This window comes from Calyptranema fuscum S582 (assembly GCF_055793305.1).
In genome coordinates this window covers 55,840-71,700 of sequence record NZ_JBSLYH010000034.1, presented here as the reverse complement: position 1 = coordinate 71,700, position 15,861 = coordinate 55,840, and the positions used below count along the sequence as shown (strand labels likewise).

Genomic DNA, 15,861 nt, shown 5'->3' with positions numbered 1-15,861 from the left:
CAAAAAAGATTGAATGATTAGAAACTACTATGTTCTAAAAGCTGGATAATTTTGAGCAAATTGACTTTGGTTTCAGCCGTTGTTTCTCCGAGTAACCCGGCAATTTCTTGAACCACTTTCATCTGGTTATCTACGACTTGATTAACATTTTGAATCGTTTCTCGTTTCAACCGTTCTAACTCTCGCTTTTGCTCTAGTTCATGGCTGATATCCACCATAATGCAAGCAATCAACCCTTCATCTTCAATCGGAAAAATTACCTGATTGACATAGAGATTATAGGAATGATATTCCTTCAATTTGCTGCGCATGACGCTATTTTGTTTCCATGCCGTCTGAAATTCAGAAACATCTTCAAGCAAGGTTCCCGCCGGTTGACCGATAAGATCGTCTGATTTTGCCTGAAACATCCGACAAAATGCCGGATTAACCAGCTTGATATACAGGTCGGGATCAACCACGATCAAGCCGTTTGGGTCATAATCCCACAGCAATTTCCAGAGGTGGGTTTGTTCTTGACTCATGGCAGTTAGGGATTAGGAATCAAAGGTTATGGAATGTTTCAGAACAGGTTCATGGTTGGCAGTCGATGTCGGGGCTTAGCATTCGGCAATTTATTCTAGGTCTAACCATTCAATCATTGACCGAATTCATAGTTAGCATTCCATGTAGGGGCTTAGCATTCGGCAATTCATTCTAGGTCTGACCATTCAATCATTGACCGAATTCATAGTTGGCAGTCGATGTAGGGGCTTAGCATTCGGCAATTTATTCTAGGTCTAACCATTCAATCATTGACCGAATTCATAGTTAGCATTCCATGTAGGGGCTTAGCATTCGGCAATTCATTCTAGGTCTGACCATTCAATCATTGACCGAATGCTAAGCCCTCACCTCATCCGGAGATCAGGGATGAGAATGGTGTAAACACGGCGACACGATTCAATCCCTACGCCACGTCATTGAGCATGGTGATCGCTTGAATGGCAGGTAAGATGTCGTGTTCAAAGGTCGCTTCAATGTTTTGAGGGCTGATGTTGGTGAAATGGTGGTCACGGAATTTCATGGTGATCCCGGAACTGCACATTTCCAGGCAAAAGGAACCTTTGAGGGTGACACTGTCTTCAAGTTGATGCGATCGCAATAACGCTTGAACTTTGGGCAACACATCATAAACGCCCAGTTGATGGCAGGCGGAACCCATACAGAGAAACAAATTTTCTTTAGTCATCGGGGGTTCTCCTTGGCAAACGCAAAAGAGAGGCGATCGCCTCTCTCGTCGTTCAATCTCGATATACTTCGTCTAACACTGCCCCATCAGCTGCAATCAGTTGCACATGCAGAGGCATCTGTCCGGCAGCATGGGTGGAGCAAGAGAGACAGGGATCAAAGCAGCGAATTCCGGCTTCTACGCGATTGAGTAAACCTTCTGGAATCTCGTTGCTATGAATGTACTGTTTGGCAATTTGGGTAACGGTTTTGTTCATTGCCAGGTTGTTTTGCCCCGTGGCAATGATCAGGTTGACCTTTTGAATCAGCCCATGTTCGTCTACCTGGTAATGGTGGAACAGAGTACCACGCGGGGCTTCACTGACACCGACCGCATTAAGTTGGTTGACACCTCCATGAGCGCGCACCCGTGGCGAGGTGATATCTGGATCGTCCATCAATTGCTGAATTTTCTCCAGACACGCCAGGATTTCAATCAACCGGGCATAGTGGTAGAGGAAAGAGGATGTGGGGACACCACCAGCGCGATCGCGCAATTCTTGCAATTCTCGATCGGCAGCGGCTGTACCCACATGACTGCATACATTCAAACGGGCCAGGGGTCCCACTCGATAGATGCCATCGGGATAACCCAGCGGTCTGTAATACGGGAATTTGAGATACGACCAGGGTTCAACAGCTTCCCCTAAAAAGTCCTGATAATCATCTTCAGATAGATGATCAGCAACAATCTTGCCCTGGCTATCGGTAAAACGCAAGTGCCCATCGTAATGTTCCCACGCGCCATCATTGCCGACCAACCCCATAAACAGCGACGGAAATTCGCCAAAAATGCCAACCTCATCCTTCAATATGCCATCGAGCATGGTTTTGAACAGCCCGATCGCCAGTTGGGTCGTCTCAAATGATTCCGGTAAACGCTCACGAATCCAGGTACGCCCTTCTTCTGAAAGGGGCGATCGCACACCCCCCGGAACTGTCCAAGCCGCATGAATCTTCCGGGCACCTAATAGCTCAATCACAGTCTGACCAAATTGCCGCAGGCGAATGCCTGCCCGTGCCAGATCAGGATTGGCGTCAATCAACCCAAAAACATTGCGTTTTGCCGGATCACTATCCCAGCCCAGCAAAAAATCGGGACTGCTGAGGTGAAAAAACGATAGCGCATGAGATTGGGTCAGTTGTCCCAGATTCATCAATCGCCGCAATTTATCGGCAGCCGGTGGAATTTTGACAGCCAGAATTTTGTCGCCTGTTTTAGCCGAGGCAAGCAAGTGGCTAACGGGGCAGATACCGCAAATGCGAGCTGTAATCCCTGCCATTTCAGTAAAGGGTCTGCCTTCACAAAATTTCTCAAACCCCCGATATTCCACCACATGAAATCGGGCATCGTTCACTTCACCCGCATCATCGAGAAAAATCGAAATTTTGGCGTGTCCCTCAATCCGGGTGACGGGATCAATCACAATAGTCTTGGACATAGTTCTTCTCTATTAGCGATTAGCGGTTAGCTGTTAGCTGTTAGCTATTAGCTGTCAGCTATTACCCAAATTTGATCATGTCGCGCCCTTCCATCTGGGGCATTTCGCCCCGCAGTAAGGGTTCGATTGTGGCTTTGATGCGATCGGCAGGGGGAGGACATCCCGGCATATAAATATCGACCGGGATCACTTCATGTAACGGCATGACGCGGGCGACCAGTTCTGGAACAATTCCCGGTTCGTATGGTAGTTGTTGTCCGACATCGGCTAATTCTAAATAGGCACGTTTTAAGACGCCATCGGCTTTGCCTTGCAGGTTGCGCATCGCAGGAACATTAGCCGTAACCGCGCAATCGCCAAAGGAAATCACCAATTTGGTATTTTTGCGAACTTTGTGTGCCAGTTCTAAATTTTCTTCGTTGGCGATCGCCCCTTCCACCAGACAGACATCGACATTTTCGGGATAGTCTTTCAGATCAGATGCCACGGGACTGTAGACCACATCAACATGCTTTGCCAGATCAATCAGCCATTCGTCCAGGTCAAGAAATGACATATGACAGCCAGAGCACCCTGCCAACCAAACGGTGGCAAACCTTATCTTGTCCATTCTTTCTTCTCCCGTGCGGTGACTAAAAACTCTAGCTTGTCGCGATCGCGCTGCTTCTCGCCGGTGGTTGTGCCCTGATGGAAAATCGCACCCGTCGGGCAGGCATCCACACATTTGCCACAGGAGGTACAGGCATCGACATCACCCCAGGGTTGGTTTAAGCCCGATACGATGTAGCACGCCGCTCCCCGTTGGGCAATATCCCAGACATGGGCACCTTCAATCTCATCGCAAACCCTGACACAGCGTGTACAGAGAATACAACGGTTGTGATCGATGCCAAACAAAGCATGAGAGACATCCACCTTGCGCTCTGGGAAGCGATACGGGAAGCGGGTATGATCCATGCCGACTTGAATCGCGACATCTTGCAATTCACAATTCCCATTGGCAACACAGACCGAGCAAACATGATTGCCTTCCGCAAATAACAATTCCACCGTCATACGGCGATAGGCTTGCAGCTTGGGTGTTTGTGTGTGCACCTCCATCCCTTCTGCTACCTGTGTTACACAAGCGGGGGATAGCTTATTACTGCCCTGGATTTCGACCAAACACAGGCGACAGGCACCCACATCAGACACACCATCCAGGTGACACAAGGTAGGAATCGTCACACCAGCTTCTTTGGCTGCTTGCAGAACCGTTGCCCCTTCCTCGATCGCTATATCAATGCCATCAATTTTGAGCGTTTTAACAGACATAGATTCCTCTTTTTGAAACGCTTCCCTTAACTCTCTCGACAGGCGGGTTCAACCCTCTAAATCTCTACGTTTTCCAAGTCCCCGTCGTAGAGACGCAATGAATGGCGTCTCTACCTAATTCCATGAAGACGCGATTCATTACGTCGCTACCCGGAGCTTTTGCCGTTGCCATTGCCATACTCCAGGGGTTGCAGGAGATCCAGATATTCTTGTTTGAAATACTGGAGGGTACTGAGAACCGGATTGGGAGCCGTTTGCCCTAAGCCACACAGACTGGTTTCTTTGACCATATAGGACAACGCTTCCAACCGTTCCAAATCGCTTGCCGTAGCTTGTTTGTTAATCAACTTGGTCAGCAAGGCATAGAGTTGCACGGTACCTGTGCGGCAGGGCACACATTTGCCACAGGTTTCTCCCCGACAAAATTCCATATAAAAGCGGGCAATTTCAACCATGCTGGTTTCGTGATCCATGACAATCATGCCACCTGAACCCATGATGGTGCCGAGCTTTTGCAATGATTCATATTCCACGGGTGTATCAAACAAGTCTGCTGGAACACAGCCGCCCGATGGTCCTCCGGTTTGCACCGCTTTGACTGTTGCCCCTTCCGAGCCACCCCCGCCCATTTCTTCAACAATTTGGCGAATAGTAGTACCCATCGGCACTTCAATCAAACCCGCGTTATTCACCTTTCCGGTTAACGCAAAGACTTTCGTGCCCTTGCTCTTTTCGGTGCCAATGCTGGCGTACCAGTCTCCACCCCGACGAATGATGGGGGTGATGTTGGCGTAGGTTTCGACATTATTGATTAGCGTCGGGCAACCCCACAAACCTGATTCTGCCGGATAGGGCGGGCGTGGACGCGGATTGCCCCGTCCGCCTTGAATGGACTGAATCAACGCCGTTTCTTCACCGCAGACAAATGCCCCTGCACCGATGCGAATATCAATTTTGAAGTCAAAGGCAGTATCAAAAATCTGACTGCCCAATAAGCCATACTTCTTCGCTTGTTGAATTGCTTTCTGCAAATGTTTGATTGCCAGAGGATATTCAGCCCGCACATAGATAAATCCGTGGTTGGCTCCGATCGCATATCCAGCGATCGCCATTCCTTCTAGCACACGATGGGGATCGCTTTCCAACACGCTGCGATCCATAAAGGCACCCGGATCACCTTCATCCGCGTTACAAACGACGTACTTTTGATCTCCTGGCATTTTAGCCACGGTTGCCCACTTTAATCCCGTGGGATAGCCACCGCCACCGCGTCCGCGCAACCCGCTCTTGCTGACCTCATCGACCACTTCCAGCGGCGTCATTTCCGTCAGGACGTGGTAAAGCTGTTCGTAGCCACCGACTTCAATATATTCCTCAATGTGTTCTGGGTCGATTTTGCCGCTGTTTTCCAACACAATCGGCAGTTGGCGAGTAAAGAAGGGATGATTGCGATCGCCCTGAATTGCTGTGGCTTTACCCCCTTGCAGTGCCGCAATAATCGAAGGGGCATCTTCGGGCGTCACCTGTTCATACAGCGTGCCATTGGGATCAACTTCCACCAAGGGACCCCGCCCACAAAATTTCATACAGCCAACACTGCACACTTCGACCTCGGTTTCTAGCCCAGCACTTTGCACCGCTGCATCTAAGGCATGTTTGACGGCGGTCGAACCAGAGGACTGACACCCGGCTGCCGTACAACATCGGACGCGAGTCGGTTTGTGGCGATCGCGCTGTTGTTCAGCAATCTCATGTAGTTCAATAATATCCATGGGTTATCCTTGCTTGTTTGACTACGATTGCCAAGCTCGAACCTTATCTAGAGCCGATTCTGGCGTTTGTTTGCCACTCACGACCCCATCGACCACCATTGCCGGAGCAATGCCACATGCACCCAAACAACGGGCAGCCGCGAGCGATACCTGCCCATCGGCTGTGGTCTCACCCACCTGGATCCCTAAATCTGCTTCTAAAGCCGTGATCAATTTATCACTGCCCTTGACATAGCAAGCGGTTCCCAGACAAACGACGCAGGTATGGGCACCACTCGGCTTTAAAGAAAATAAATGATAAAACGTGGCGACGCCATAAACCCTGCTCAGCGGCAATTTCAGCCCTCTGGCAATGTAAATCAAAACATCTTCTTCTAAATACCCGAATGATTCCTGCGCCTTGTGGAGCACTTCAATCAAAGCATCGGACTTGTACTGGTGCCGTTTCATGGTCATATCCAGCGATTTGAAGCGGCGATCGCAACTGGCATAACCATCGGCAGAACCAGATTTCTTCGCATTTTTGGGAGGTGCGCCTGCGAGATCGGCAGCAGGTTGAACCGATGAAGGCATAGTATTGTTTTTCCTCAGTAACGCAATGAGCAGCGGCAGGTCAAACCCAAGGAGCTACTCACTTGTTTTTAACCATAGGGGCTAATCTTGAGGATGTTGTGAGGACTCAGACAGACTGCTGCAAAACGTAGCGGTTGCTAACAAAAATGCAACTCACTTAATATTTGTTTGCATCGCTATAGCAATTTCAAAGGGCTTGCGACTTATTTAGGATGGTTAGCGAAATTCTGCTACACGGGTTGGTTGCCGCAGCGGAATCTGAATCATGAATTCGGTTCCTTCTCCAGAGGTTGAGAAGCACTGTAGTTTGCCGCTATGTTTCTCGGTGACAATCTGATAGCTGATCGACATGCCCATGCCTGTGCCCTTTCCAAGGGGTTTGGTTGTGAAGAACGGATCGAAGATTCGTTGTTGAACGGCTTGAGGAATACCGCCGCCATTATCGGCGATCGACACTTCTACCCAGGCGTCATCCACAACAGAGGTGCGGATCTGAATGCAACCGGGATGGTCTTTCAGGTCTTGATACGTATGCTTAGCGGTGTTCTCTTCGATGGCATCGATCGAATTTACCAAGATATTCATAAATACCTGGTTGAGCTGCCCCGCATAGCATTCGACGCAGGGGAGTACCCCATAGTCTTTGATGATGGCAATTTCTGGTCGATCAGATTTGGCTTTAATGCGGTGTTGCAAAATTAGCAGGGTGCTGTCTATGCCATCGTGAATATTGACAGCTTTATATTCAGCTTCATCCATGCGAGAGAAATTTCGCAACGATAAAATAATTTGGCGAATGCGATCGGTTCCGAGTTTCATTGAAGCCAACATTTTCGGCAAATCGTCCTGCAAAAACTGCAAATCGATCTCTTCCGCAGCTATTTGAATTTCAGGCGCAGGGTTAGGGCTGTGCTGCTGATATAACTGCACGAATTTCAATAAATCTTCGGTGTATTCCTGCACATGATTCAGGTTGCCGTGAATGAAGTTGACTGGATTATTAATTTCATGGGCAACACCGGCAACGAGTTGCCCCAAACTCGACATCTTTTCGCTTTGAATGACTTGAGATTGGGTTCGTTGCAATTCGGCTAAGGTTGTTTTGAGTTCAACCGTGCGATCTTCGACGCGATTTTCCAACTCTGCCTTGCTCTGTTCTAACTCCGCAAATACTTCGCTCAGCCGACCTGCCATATGGTTGAACGAATGGGAAAGGGTATTTAGTTCCCGAATGCTGCTGGCTCCTACCGTTTGATCGAGTTTGCCAGATGCCATCGTTTCGCTGGCTTGGTTAAGCCGAAGAATGGGGCGGGAAATCCAACGCGCCGTAAACAAGCCCATAACCGAGGCAACAGCCAAGGCACCAAAGCAGAGTGCGACCGTAGTGCGGGTATTGGCATTAATTTGTGCCATAAAGGTGTTTTCCGGCACACTCACGACCATGAGCCAGTCCAACCCATACTCATCTTGCCAGGGCATGACATCGACAAAGTATTGTTCTCCTTGGATCTCGATCTGAAAGTCTGTATCTTTAGTGATGGTCTGGAATCCCTTGGTCGTTTGAATGTGCTTGGCAATGGATTGGACAATCACATTGGGGCTAGCGATCGCCGGTAATTGCTCAACTTTGTTATCGACCAAAGCAAACGGATCTTCTGTCCCCGAATTGGCAATCAACGTGCCATCGCGAGTCACAATAAACACCTGCCCAGACTGATTAATATCCAAATTGCGGAGGAAATCGCTCAGTTTTAGCAAATGAATATCAATGGCAATCATGCCTAGCAGGCGGTTTTGCGCATCATAGATGGGACGGCTAGCAGAAGCCGCAATGTAAGGGCCTGTGGGATAATTTCCGGTGATAGTTTTTGCCCAAATCGGATGATCCGCTGCAATTGGTTGGGTATACCAGGGTTCCTTAGAATTTACATAATCCCAGCGCGCATCGATTTGAGTTCGGTTGCCCTGGTCATCAGTGCCATAGGTAATGACATTGTTGGGTAGAGTGGCAGTCCAGTCGTCGATGGTGATTGTTTTGCCGTCATAGCGAGCAGCACCAATTCCCTCACCCGTGGTCAGCCCAATCCCGATGTAAGTCAAATCATAAGCCTGCATTTGATCCCAGAAATATTTGCCCACCATTTCGCGATCGCGGACATCCAATATGCCTCTCCGAATCGCATCTGCATTGATCTGGTTCAGAGTTTGAGGGACAGCGAGATAGGATTTCAAGTGTTCGTTGACCACATCACTGGTGCGATCGATCAGCTGGTCTGCCAGAACATTGACAGCTCTCTGTCCATTCTTAAAAGACAAATAACCGACTAAACCAACAGCTCCAAAGATTTGGAGGACAAAGGGAATTACGAGAACGATCTGTAATGGCAACGCTTTAGCTTTAAGGAACTGTCGGAGGTTCATCATGGGAACAGAAGGTTATCGATATCTCACTGTTTCTACAATTCCCCCGATATCTATGCGACTAACGGTCGAGAAAGCTTTGGAATCTCGGCGACGCCGCACTTTCCCAAAAAAAACTGCGGAGGACAAGGGTTGTGTGAGAACCCGCGCTCCACGCGGGTTCTCACACAACCTCCTGATTTAACCGTCTCGACGGTTGCCATAGCAGATCTCTAAGTCTTATGGGAGTTATACCGCAGGATGCAGGCAGTGCGGTAGGATGCCATTGATGTCAACACCGATACAGTCACTATGGAGCAAGAGTCTCTACCGACGGAGGTTATCCTCAGCCACCCGCGCAAAACGATCGGCATCGTCCGGTTAGATTGGAATCCGCAGCCGGGAGCGTATCTGGATGTTGAAGGAGACACCTACGCGGTTTTAGAGCGTCGTCATCACTATCAATTTAAGTTTGGTCAATATCGCCTTCACAAAATTGCTCTCTATGTGCAGCTGACGCAACGACCGGACGAACGCAGTTTATTGGAAGGACGCTGGGTATTGGGAGATGCCAGTTGTCTCTACAACGCCCATTCGGAGTTGATTCGATGTGCGGTGAATCCGCAGGGTCCTTGCCAAGCCTGTCGATTTTATGAACGTCGGGGGTGATGTTCTAGTGTTGCAAACACGAAATTTTGCAACATGGGGGTTTGGGGGCTGCGCCCCCAAGAGGGGGTTTTACCCCCTCCACCCCCTCTAAAGCTTTTAAGTTGATGTACTAGATGTGGTGTTAATTTTTTGGAAAAGCGCGCGGAGCGCGCTTTTCCAAAAAATTAACACCATATTTGAAACACTACCAACCTCGGGCTTAAACTCTGGTAGTCGCATTGCTGTAGGGTATGGTGCGTGACCTGCGGATACACACCGTCAACGGTTCGAATCAACAATTAACCACTCGTGCCATTGTGCAGAATCTCTCCGACATCCAGACGGCTGCCGTTCACGAAATCCCAACCCGATTGCGATCGCTTTCCTGACGGTTGCACGTCTTTGAGCAGCAGCAAGCCATCTCCTGTTTGGACAATCGCGCCGTGAGTTTTGGCAATGCCAACAACCGTGCCAGGGGCAGCATGGGCATTCTGTGACCGTTCGGCTTCTGGTTGCCACTCTGCGGCAAGAGCTTGCCACTCTGATGGCAAAGCTGATAGGTCTGCGCTACTCAAGGGCACCGTTGCCAAAATTTTCAACGGGTTCTGGCGAAATGATGCAATGCAGTTGGGGTAAAAGGCACGAATTTGATTGTGCAGAGCGATCGCGGGTTTTGACCAATCCAACCCGTAGTCTGTTTTTTGGATGAGACGCGCATAGGTGGCTTGACTCTCGTCTTGGGGGATGGGGTGCAGATCACCCCGTTCCAAACCCAACAGCGTATCGACCAGTAAATCAGCCGCGATCGCAGACAGGGTTTTTGCCAAATCCAACGATTGCTCCAACAACCCAATCGGAGTTGTCGCTTTTAGCAACATCGCCCCCGTATCCATGCCTGCATCCATCAGCATGGTCGTGATACCCGTTTCCGTTTCACCCTCATAGAGACACCACTGAATAGGAGCAGCCCCTCGATATTTAGGCAACAGCGACCCATGCGCATTGATACATCCCAGACGCGGCATGTCTAAAATTTCTTGAGAAAGAATTTGCCCATAGGCAACAACGACAAAGGCATCGGCTGCTGTATTTCTTAAAAAATCAAGGGTTTCAGCACTTTTTTTGACACTCCGGGGTTGCCACACGGGAATATCGTGCTGAGTAGCGATCGCTTTGATGGGCGAGGGCACTAGGTCATTGCCCCGACCGCGCCGTTTATCGGGTTGGGTGACAACCGCAGCAACCTCAAACGTAGGATCAGCCAGCAACCGTTCCAAACTAGGAACCGCGAACTGAGGCGTACCAAAAAAGACGAGTTTCATAGACGACTACGACAGCAACAGTTGACTCAGCCAGGAGGCGATCGCGGCACTACCCACCGGAACCGTGAGGTTATCAATTCCCCATTTTGAAAACGCTTCTAATACCGTCGCTACAAGGGCGATCGTCCCCGCTATCAGCCAGATCTGCCAAACATGTCCATAGACTGTCCCCAAAATCAGCATACTGATGATGAAGCTGGCGATCGCCACCGTCAGCGACCCTTCCCAGCTTTTTTGCATATCCCAGAGGTGATAGGGATGTTGCCCATAACGCCGCCCAATTAAGGCTGCCAACCCATCGCCCCAGGTCATAACTAAAATGCCCAACACCGCATAATAGGGTTGGTTGACCGACCAAAACCAGGCAACCAAAACCCCAACACTGACGGCATAAAAAAAAGTGCCCAGGCTTTTACGCCCCACACTATTAATATTTGGCAAGATCGGGAAACGGTAGGAAATTAAGGCGATCGCACTAAAAACTACCGACGCACTCATACCCAGCCAACCGGGAATTTGTAGCCACCACGCCAACACGATCACATTGCCTGCACCAATGTGAACGACCTTGCGCACCAATTCTGTATCTTTTTTTTGCCGACGGCTGACAAGTTCTGCCAGTAAAGCAACCATGCCCAACCAGATGATCACCACAACCATCTGAATCCAGAGCGCTGGCGGAAACTCAAACCAAGGCAGCATCAGTAAACGCAGTAAATGTAAAAAAACAGAAAAACTTCTTCACCCACTGTAGTAGATTTTGTGCCGTCAGATTGCACCACGGCAATTCTGTATACTAAAACGAAAAGAATTTTAGAATATATGCCATCAGATATACCGATTATCGAAATCTTTCAGGGCATTCCTGAACAGCTCAGCGATGTCAGTCTGCGTCGCGATCGCAATACGGGCACCCACATTGTCGTTCTGACATTTAGCGCCATGGAAGCGATCGAACGCTTCAACAGCTACACCAAACGCTTTAACAATGCTATTCGTCTGTCTGATTCAGAAGGCGATATCAGCATCGATCCGTCCTCCGTCCAGTTTGTTTTTGGCGGTCCCGAAGGCGATGACCTTCAGCGTGTAGAATGCAAGTTTGAAATCACCCAAACAGATCACTGGGATCGATTCATGCGGTTTATGCATCGGTATGCCGAAGCCAACGGCATGGAATATGGCGAAAAGGGAGGATGATTCGAGATCGCGGTTATCCAGAACACTTGATTTACAAGAGATCTGTTGGAATCACCACTCGGCACTGACACCTTAATTTATCGGGTTTGTATGAAAGTAGCAGTAACAGGGGCAACAGGGTTTGTCGGAACCCGTCTGGTCGAACGTTTGCAGGCTGAGGGACATACGGTTGTTGTCTTAACCCGCAACATAGAACGTGGAAAACGGGTGTTTCCTGCGATCGCATTTCCAACGGTTGAGGTAGTGGCTTATACTCCCCTGGACGCTGGAGACTGGCAAGGGGCGATCGCAGGCTGCGAAGGTGTAGTTAATCTTGCAGGTGCGCCGATTGCAGATCGGTGGACAGCCGATCGCAAACAAGACATTATCAATAGTCGCCAGATTGGAACACGCTTGATTGTAGAGGCGATCGCCAAAGCCAATCCCAAGCCTTCCGTTTTAGTCAACTCCTCTGCCATCGGGTACTACGGCACCAGCGAAACAGAAACATTTGATGAATCGAGTGCTGGGGGAGATGATTTTTTGGCGCAGGTTTGCAAAACCTGGGAAGCAGAAGCCCAAAATGTCAGAGCATCCGGGACACGCCTGGTAATTTTGCGGACTGGCATTGTTTTAGGCATGGGAGGGGCAATCGAAAAAATGCTTCCTCCGTTCAGGTTGTTTGCCGGAGGTCCGATTGGCACAGGGCGTCAGTGGTTCTCCTGGATTCATCGCGATGATCTGGTCAACCTCATCCTTACTGCCCTGACTCAACCCCAGTTGGACGGCGTCTATAATGCCACAGCCCCCAATCCAGTGCATATGTCAGAGTTCTGTCATGTGCTTGGAGAAGTGCTGCACCGTCCGTCCTGGTTACCCGTTCCCGATATTGCTTTGGAATTGCTATTGGGTGATGCCGCAAAAGTTGTATTAGAAGGACAGCAAGTTTTACCCAAACGCACGCAAGCGGCTGGCTTTCAGTATCAATATGCCACTGTTAAACCGGCACTCGAAAGTTTTCTCAAATAAAACAGGTTCTAGTGGTCTGTCAATTAAAAATTGACGGTTAAAACGGGTGATGTGCCGCGCTTCGCGCGGCACATCACCCGTCAGAAAATAAGTGACAAAGCACCAGTTTGGGGAGTGAATTTGCAGGGGAAACCGACGGTTTCCCCTGCAAATTCATACCTCTACTCCGTAATCCTAAATAGTTAAGATTATGGATTTAATAACCTGTAAGTTTGTGTTGTGAGGCGCGGCAATGCCGCGCCTCACAACACAAACCTCGCGGTTTTAATGAATTCACGATCCTTCGTTTAGTTGGAGTTGGATGAATGAGTGCCAAAACGCTTGTTGACCCAGCTAACAATGCCACTGACGATCGCTCCTAGCATCAAAATGCCAATGGCAGGGTTAAACACGGGTTGCCAGAGTGAGTACCACAGATCTAGACCTAGGGGAATATCCAGCGATCGCCCCAAAACAGCGATCGCCAACCAAAAAAAGCTAAATAAGACAAAAAACAAATTTAGCATCAAAGCAACATTGAGCCATTCTAAAAGCTTATCTTTCATAATTTCGAGCGGGTAAAGCGGTTCAAAACCTACCCAAAAATTACCAGAGTACGGTGATAAAATCGAGCCGCAGGATTATTCAAACTCATTGCCCCCAAATTTTCATGAATACTGAGTTTTCAGGTGATTTCCAAAAACTGATGACGGTAGAAGAGGTACAAAAAGCGCTGAACCGCTCGCGCGCCTCAATCTACCGCTATGCCAACACCGACCCGACACAACTCAACCCGGCGTATGACCCGACACAACTCAATCCTGAGTTACGGCTCAACAAAGATGATCCACTGCAATTTCATCCCAATGAGGTTGCCCGGTTTGCCCGAGATGTGCTGGGTATCAAACAGGTCACGATCGAAGTTCAACAACCGTTAGAAACTACGACACAAGAGCTACTGCGCAGCATTTTGGAAGAACTTAAAAGCATTCGCCAAATTTTAGAATCGAAATCCAATTAATCTCAATAAAAAGTGAATAAGGTGCAGAGTGTTGTCGGAGAGCCGCGCAGAGCGTAGCTCTCCAACAATGCTTTAGTTTTATCCAGGCGCAAAACGCTACCCATTTACCCACAACTAAACTTTTCAGCGCGCTGATTACGATAGATTTCTTCAACACGTTGCATATCAAGTTCACGAGACAGGTCTAACTGATAATTTTTTTGACCAAGTGCGTCTATGAACTGACGTTGCAAATCATGTCGAACCAAAAATGCAACCCCCTGAGGCAAACCCGGTGTTAGATGCAAAAAGAAAACGTCATATAGACGAAGCACATCCAGCATATTACCGAGTTGATCGAACAATTTGCCTAAATTATTACTTAACAAAGCACTTTCATAACTACTCTCAGAACTATCTAACAAAAACCACCAAAATACATCTGGTTTTGTCTCCAAGAAAAACGCTGGATTGTTACGAATACCGTCTGCATTGCACACCTTCGACTTAGCAATTGAAGGGTTGGTATATCCCCATAGATCAATAATTTCGCGATCGTTAAAAAATCCAAATGTGTTGAGTTCTGTGGTAGATAACGACCAATCTTGAGGAATAACCTGTGCCGCAACTTGTCCGGCAATTCCCAAGCCATCGACTCTAGAAACCAACCAGGGAACTGATGGTTGTGAATTTTGGATTGCGCCTAACGTATAAAGATATAAACCAATGGTTACGATACACGCCAGGATAGATTGTTTACTGTGCGCTAAGAATATGCTAAATCCATCGATTGAATGTTGGGTTTCTTTCTCTGCTTGAGAGTTAGCAGATTGAACAAACTCCCCAATAAACACTAATGGAAAGATCGTTGCAAATACCTCAAACCCAATATAATATCTGCCATCTTGAAGAACGAACGTTTGATAAGCAGATGTTGTAATGACATAGAAAACGAAAATTGCAATGAGTGGAATTCCGTAAGTTCGGAGAATTTTGATTTTGGGACTAACTGTTGCTAAAAAGGATGCAATAAATAATAGCAAAAAGAAGAAATGAAAGGGATTAATCACCCACATAAACAATTTTTGGCTAACCGCTGATGCCGAGATCATCGGTATCATCGATAGCTTAAATGCTTTAAAACTAACGGGAGTAGGCACCCAATGATCATAAAATAATTTAATGCCAGCTAAATAGATTAAAGATGTCGAAAACGTAGTCGCTAGATACACCCATTTAATTCGACGTTTTTGAACTAGATCCACAAAAAAAAGTGTGAAACTATAAAGAATGGCATCTGGACGGACTAAGGGTAAAAGTGATGCCAATAATAAGGCGCGATCGCTCTTTCCTTCTAAATAGTAATAAATACAGGCAAGCAATCCCAAAGATACTAAGCTATTACCAAATCCATCTGAAAAGATATAGATCAGAGGCAATGAAAGAGTAAAAACAAGAAGCAAGACAAACTTTAAAGTTTGTAGCTGTTTTCCTAATAGTTTCCAGAGGATAAAAAGATGCATCCAGGCAACCAGAAACCCTAAGCAAAAACTCGCTTGAGTCACAGTCGCTTGTGTAAACGAAAACGGAGTCAGTAATATGTAATAGATAAATTCGACCGTTCCATCGACCATCCGCTCAGGTGAAAATGAAAATCTGCCGTGGTGCAACAGATTATAGGGATGTTCAAGATTAACAAAGACTTCATCCACCCAGAGGCGAGTGAACGTATAGGAACCCAGCAACACAATACTGGCGATCGCCAAGATAATTAAATCAAGATGCCTATATCTCGATTGATTTAAATTGTTCCAATACAAAATTATGGGAATCACGCCTAGAAACGCGATGACAAATCCCCATGATGGATCGGGTAAAAAACTACTGACTAAGGTATAAGGTTCTGGTATTGCAGTTGGGGTATATTCAAAAATCAT

The 15,861-nt window shown here is 47.8% G+C and carries 16 protein-coding genes; 4 read left to right on the top strand and 12 right to left on the bottom strand.

The window, feature by feature from the left end:
* Positions 1-17: 17 nt before the first annotated feature.
* From ACR6Z4_RS21310 to ACR6Z4_RS21275, 8 genes are all read right to left on the bottom strand, one after another.
* Complete coding sequence (locus ACR6Z4_RS21310) at positions 18-524, bottom strand: PAS domain-containing protein (protein WP_479719334.1); 507 nt, start codon at positions 522-524, stop codon at positions 18-20.
* A 425-nt stretch (positions 525-949) separates the two neighbouring features.
* On the bottom strand, positions 950-1,231 hold the full coding sequence (locus tag ACR6Z4_RS21305; protein WP_479719333.1) for a (2Fe-2S) ferredoxin domain-containing protein: 282 nt from the start codon (positions 1,229-1,231) through the stop codon (positions 950-952).
* A gap of 52 nt (positions 1,232-1,283) precedes the next feature.
* Positions 1,284-2,711, bottom strand: a complete 1,428-nt coding sequence (locus ACR6Z4_RS21300) for a Ni/Fe hydrogenase subunit alpha (RefSeq protein ID WP_479719332.1) — start codon at positions 2,709-2,711, stop codon at positions 1,284-1,286.
* A 61-nt stretch (positions 2,712-2,772) separates the two neighbouring features.
* Positions 2,773-3,321 carry an NADH-quinone oxidoreductase subunit B family protein gene (locus ACR6Z4_RS21295; protein ID WP_479719331.1) on the bottom strand — a complete coding sequence of 183 codons (549 nt, stop codon included), beginning with the start codon at positions 3,319-3,321 and terminating at the stop codon, positions 2,773-2,775.
* On the bottom strand, positions 3,309-4,025 hold the full coding sequence (hoxU, locus tag ACR6Z4_RS21290) for a bidirectional hydrogenase complex protein HoxU (protein WP_479719330.1): 717 nt from the start codon (positions 4,023-4,025) through the stop codon (positions 3,309-3,311). Before hoxU ends, ACR6Z4_RS21295 begins: the two co-directional genes overlap by 13 nt.
* A gap of 146 nt (positions 4,026-4,171) precedes the next feature.
* On the bottom strand, positions 4,172-5,797 hold the full coding sequence (locus tag ACR6Z4_RS21285) for a NuoF family protein (RefSeq protein WP_479719329.1): 1,626 nt from the start codon (positions 5,795-5,797) through the stop codon (positions 4,172-4,174).
* A gap of 21 nt (positions 5,798-5,818) precedes the next feature.
* A complete protein-coding gene (gene hoxE / locus ACR6Z4_RS21280; RefSeq protein ID WP_479719328.1) occupies positions 5,819-6,370 on the bottom strand; it encodes a bidirectional hydrogenase complex protein HoxE in 552 nt (183 codons plus the stop codon).
* Between the two features lie 216 nt (positions 6,371-6,586).
* Positions 6,587-8,791 (bottom strand): ATP-binding protein, encoded by a 2,205-nt coding sequence (locus ACR6Z4_RS21275; protein WP_479719355.1) that lies wholly within the window; start codon positions 8,789-8,791, stop codon positions 6,587-6,589.
* 291 nt (positions 8,792-9,082) lie between these two features.
* Between ACR6Z4_RS21275 and ACR6Z4_RS21270 the strand changes: the two genes are divergently transcribed.
* Complete coding sequence (locus tag ACR6Z4_RS21270; protein WP_479719327.1) at positions 9,083-9,439, top strand: DUF6464 family protein; 357 nt, start codon at positions 9,083-9,085, stop codon at positions 9,437-9,439.
* Positions 9,440-9,717: 278 nt separating this feature from the next.
* On the opposite strand, the gene fmt is transcribed toward ACR6Z4_RS21270, so the two are convergent.
* Positions 9,718-10,740, bottom strand: coding sequence for a methionyl-tRNA formyltransferase (gene fmt / locus ACR6Z4_RS21265; protein WP_479719326.1), 1,023 nt, complete (start codon positions 10,738-10,740; stop codon positions 9,718-9,720).
* 6 nt (positions 10,741-10,746) lie between these two features.
* The gene (locus ACR6Z4_RS21260; protein ID WP_479719325.1) at positions 10,747-11,442 is read right to left on the bottom strand and encodes a diacylglycerol/polyprenol kinase family protein; all 696 of its coding nucleotides are present in this window, start codon (positions 11,440-11,442) and stop codon (positions 10,747-10,749) included.
* 120 nt (positions 11,443-11,562) lie between these two features.
* Between ACR6Z4_RS21260 and psb28 the strand changes: the two genes are divergently transcribed.
* Both psb28 and thyD read left to right on the top strand, forming a co-directional pair.
* Entirely contained in the window at positions 11,563-11,937 is a 375-nt protein-coding gene (gene psb28 / locus ACR6Z4_RS21255; RefSeq protein ID WP_479719324.1) for a photosystem II reaction center protein Psb28, read from the top strand.
* A 90-nt stretch (positions 11,938-12,027) separates the two neighbouring features.
* A complete protein-coding gene (thyD, locus tag ACR6Z4_RS21250; RefSeq protein WP_479719323.1) occupies positions 12,028-12,945 on the top strand; it encodes a thylakoid membrane protein ThyD in 918 nt (305 codons plus the stop codon).
* 287 nt (positions 12,946-13,232) lie between these two features.
* Here thyD and ACR6Z4_RS21245 read toward each other — a convergent pair whose 3' ends face one another.
* Positions 13,233-13,490, bottom strand: a complete 258-nt coding sequence (locus ACR6Z4_RS21245) for a hypothetical protein (protein ID WP_479719322.1) — start codon at positions 13,488-13,490, stop codon at positions 13,233-13,235.
* A 104-nt stretch (positions 13,491-13,594) separates the two neighbouring features.
* On the opposite strand from ACR6Z4_RS21245, the gene ACR6Z4_RS21240 reads away from it, so the two are divergent.
* On the top strand, positions 13,595-13,945 hold the full coding sequence (locus ACR6Z4_RS21240; protein ID WP_479719321.1) for a resolvase: 351 nt from the start codon (positions 13,595-13,597) through the stop codon (positions 13,943-13,945).
* A 104-nt stretch (positions 13,946-14,049) separates the two neighbouring features.
* Here the strand turns inward: ACR6Z4_RS21240 and ACR6Z4_RS21235 are convergent, their stop codons facing one another.
* Complete coding sequence (locus ACR6Z4_RS21235) at positions 14,050-15,861, bottom strand: hypothetical protein (protein ID WP_479719320.1); 1,812 nt, start codon at positions 15,859-15,861, stop codon at positions 14,050-14,052.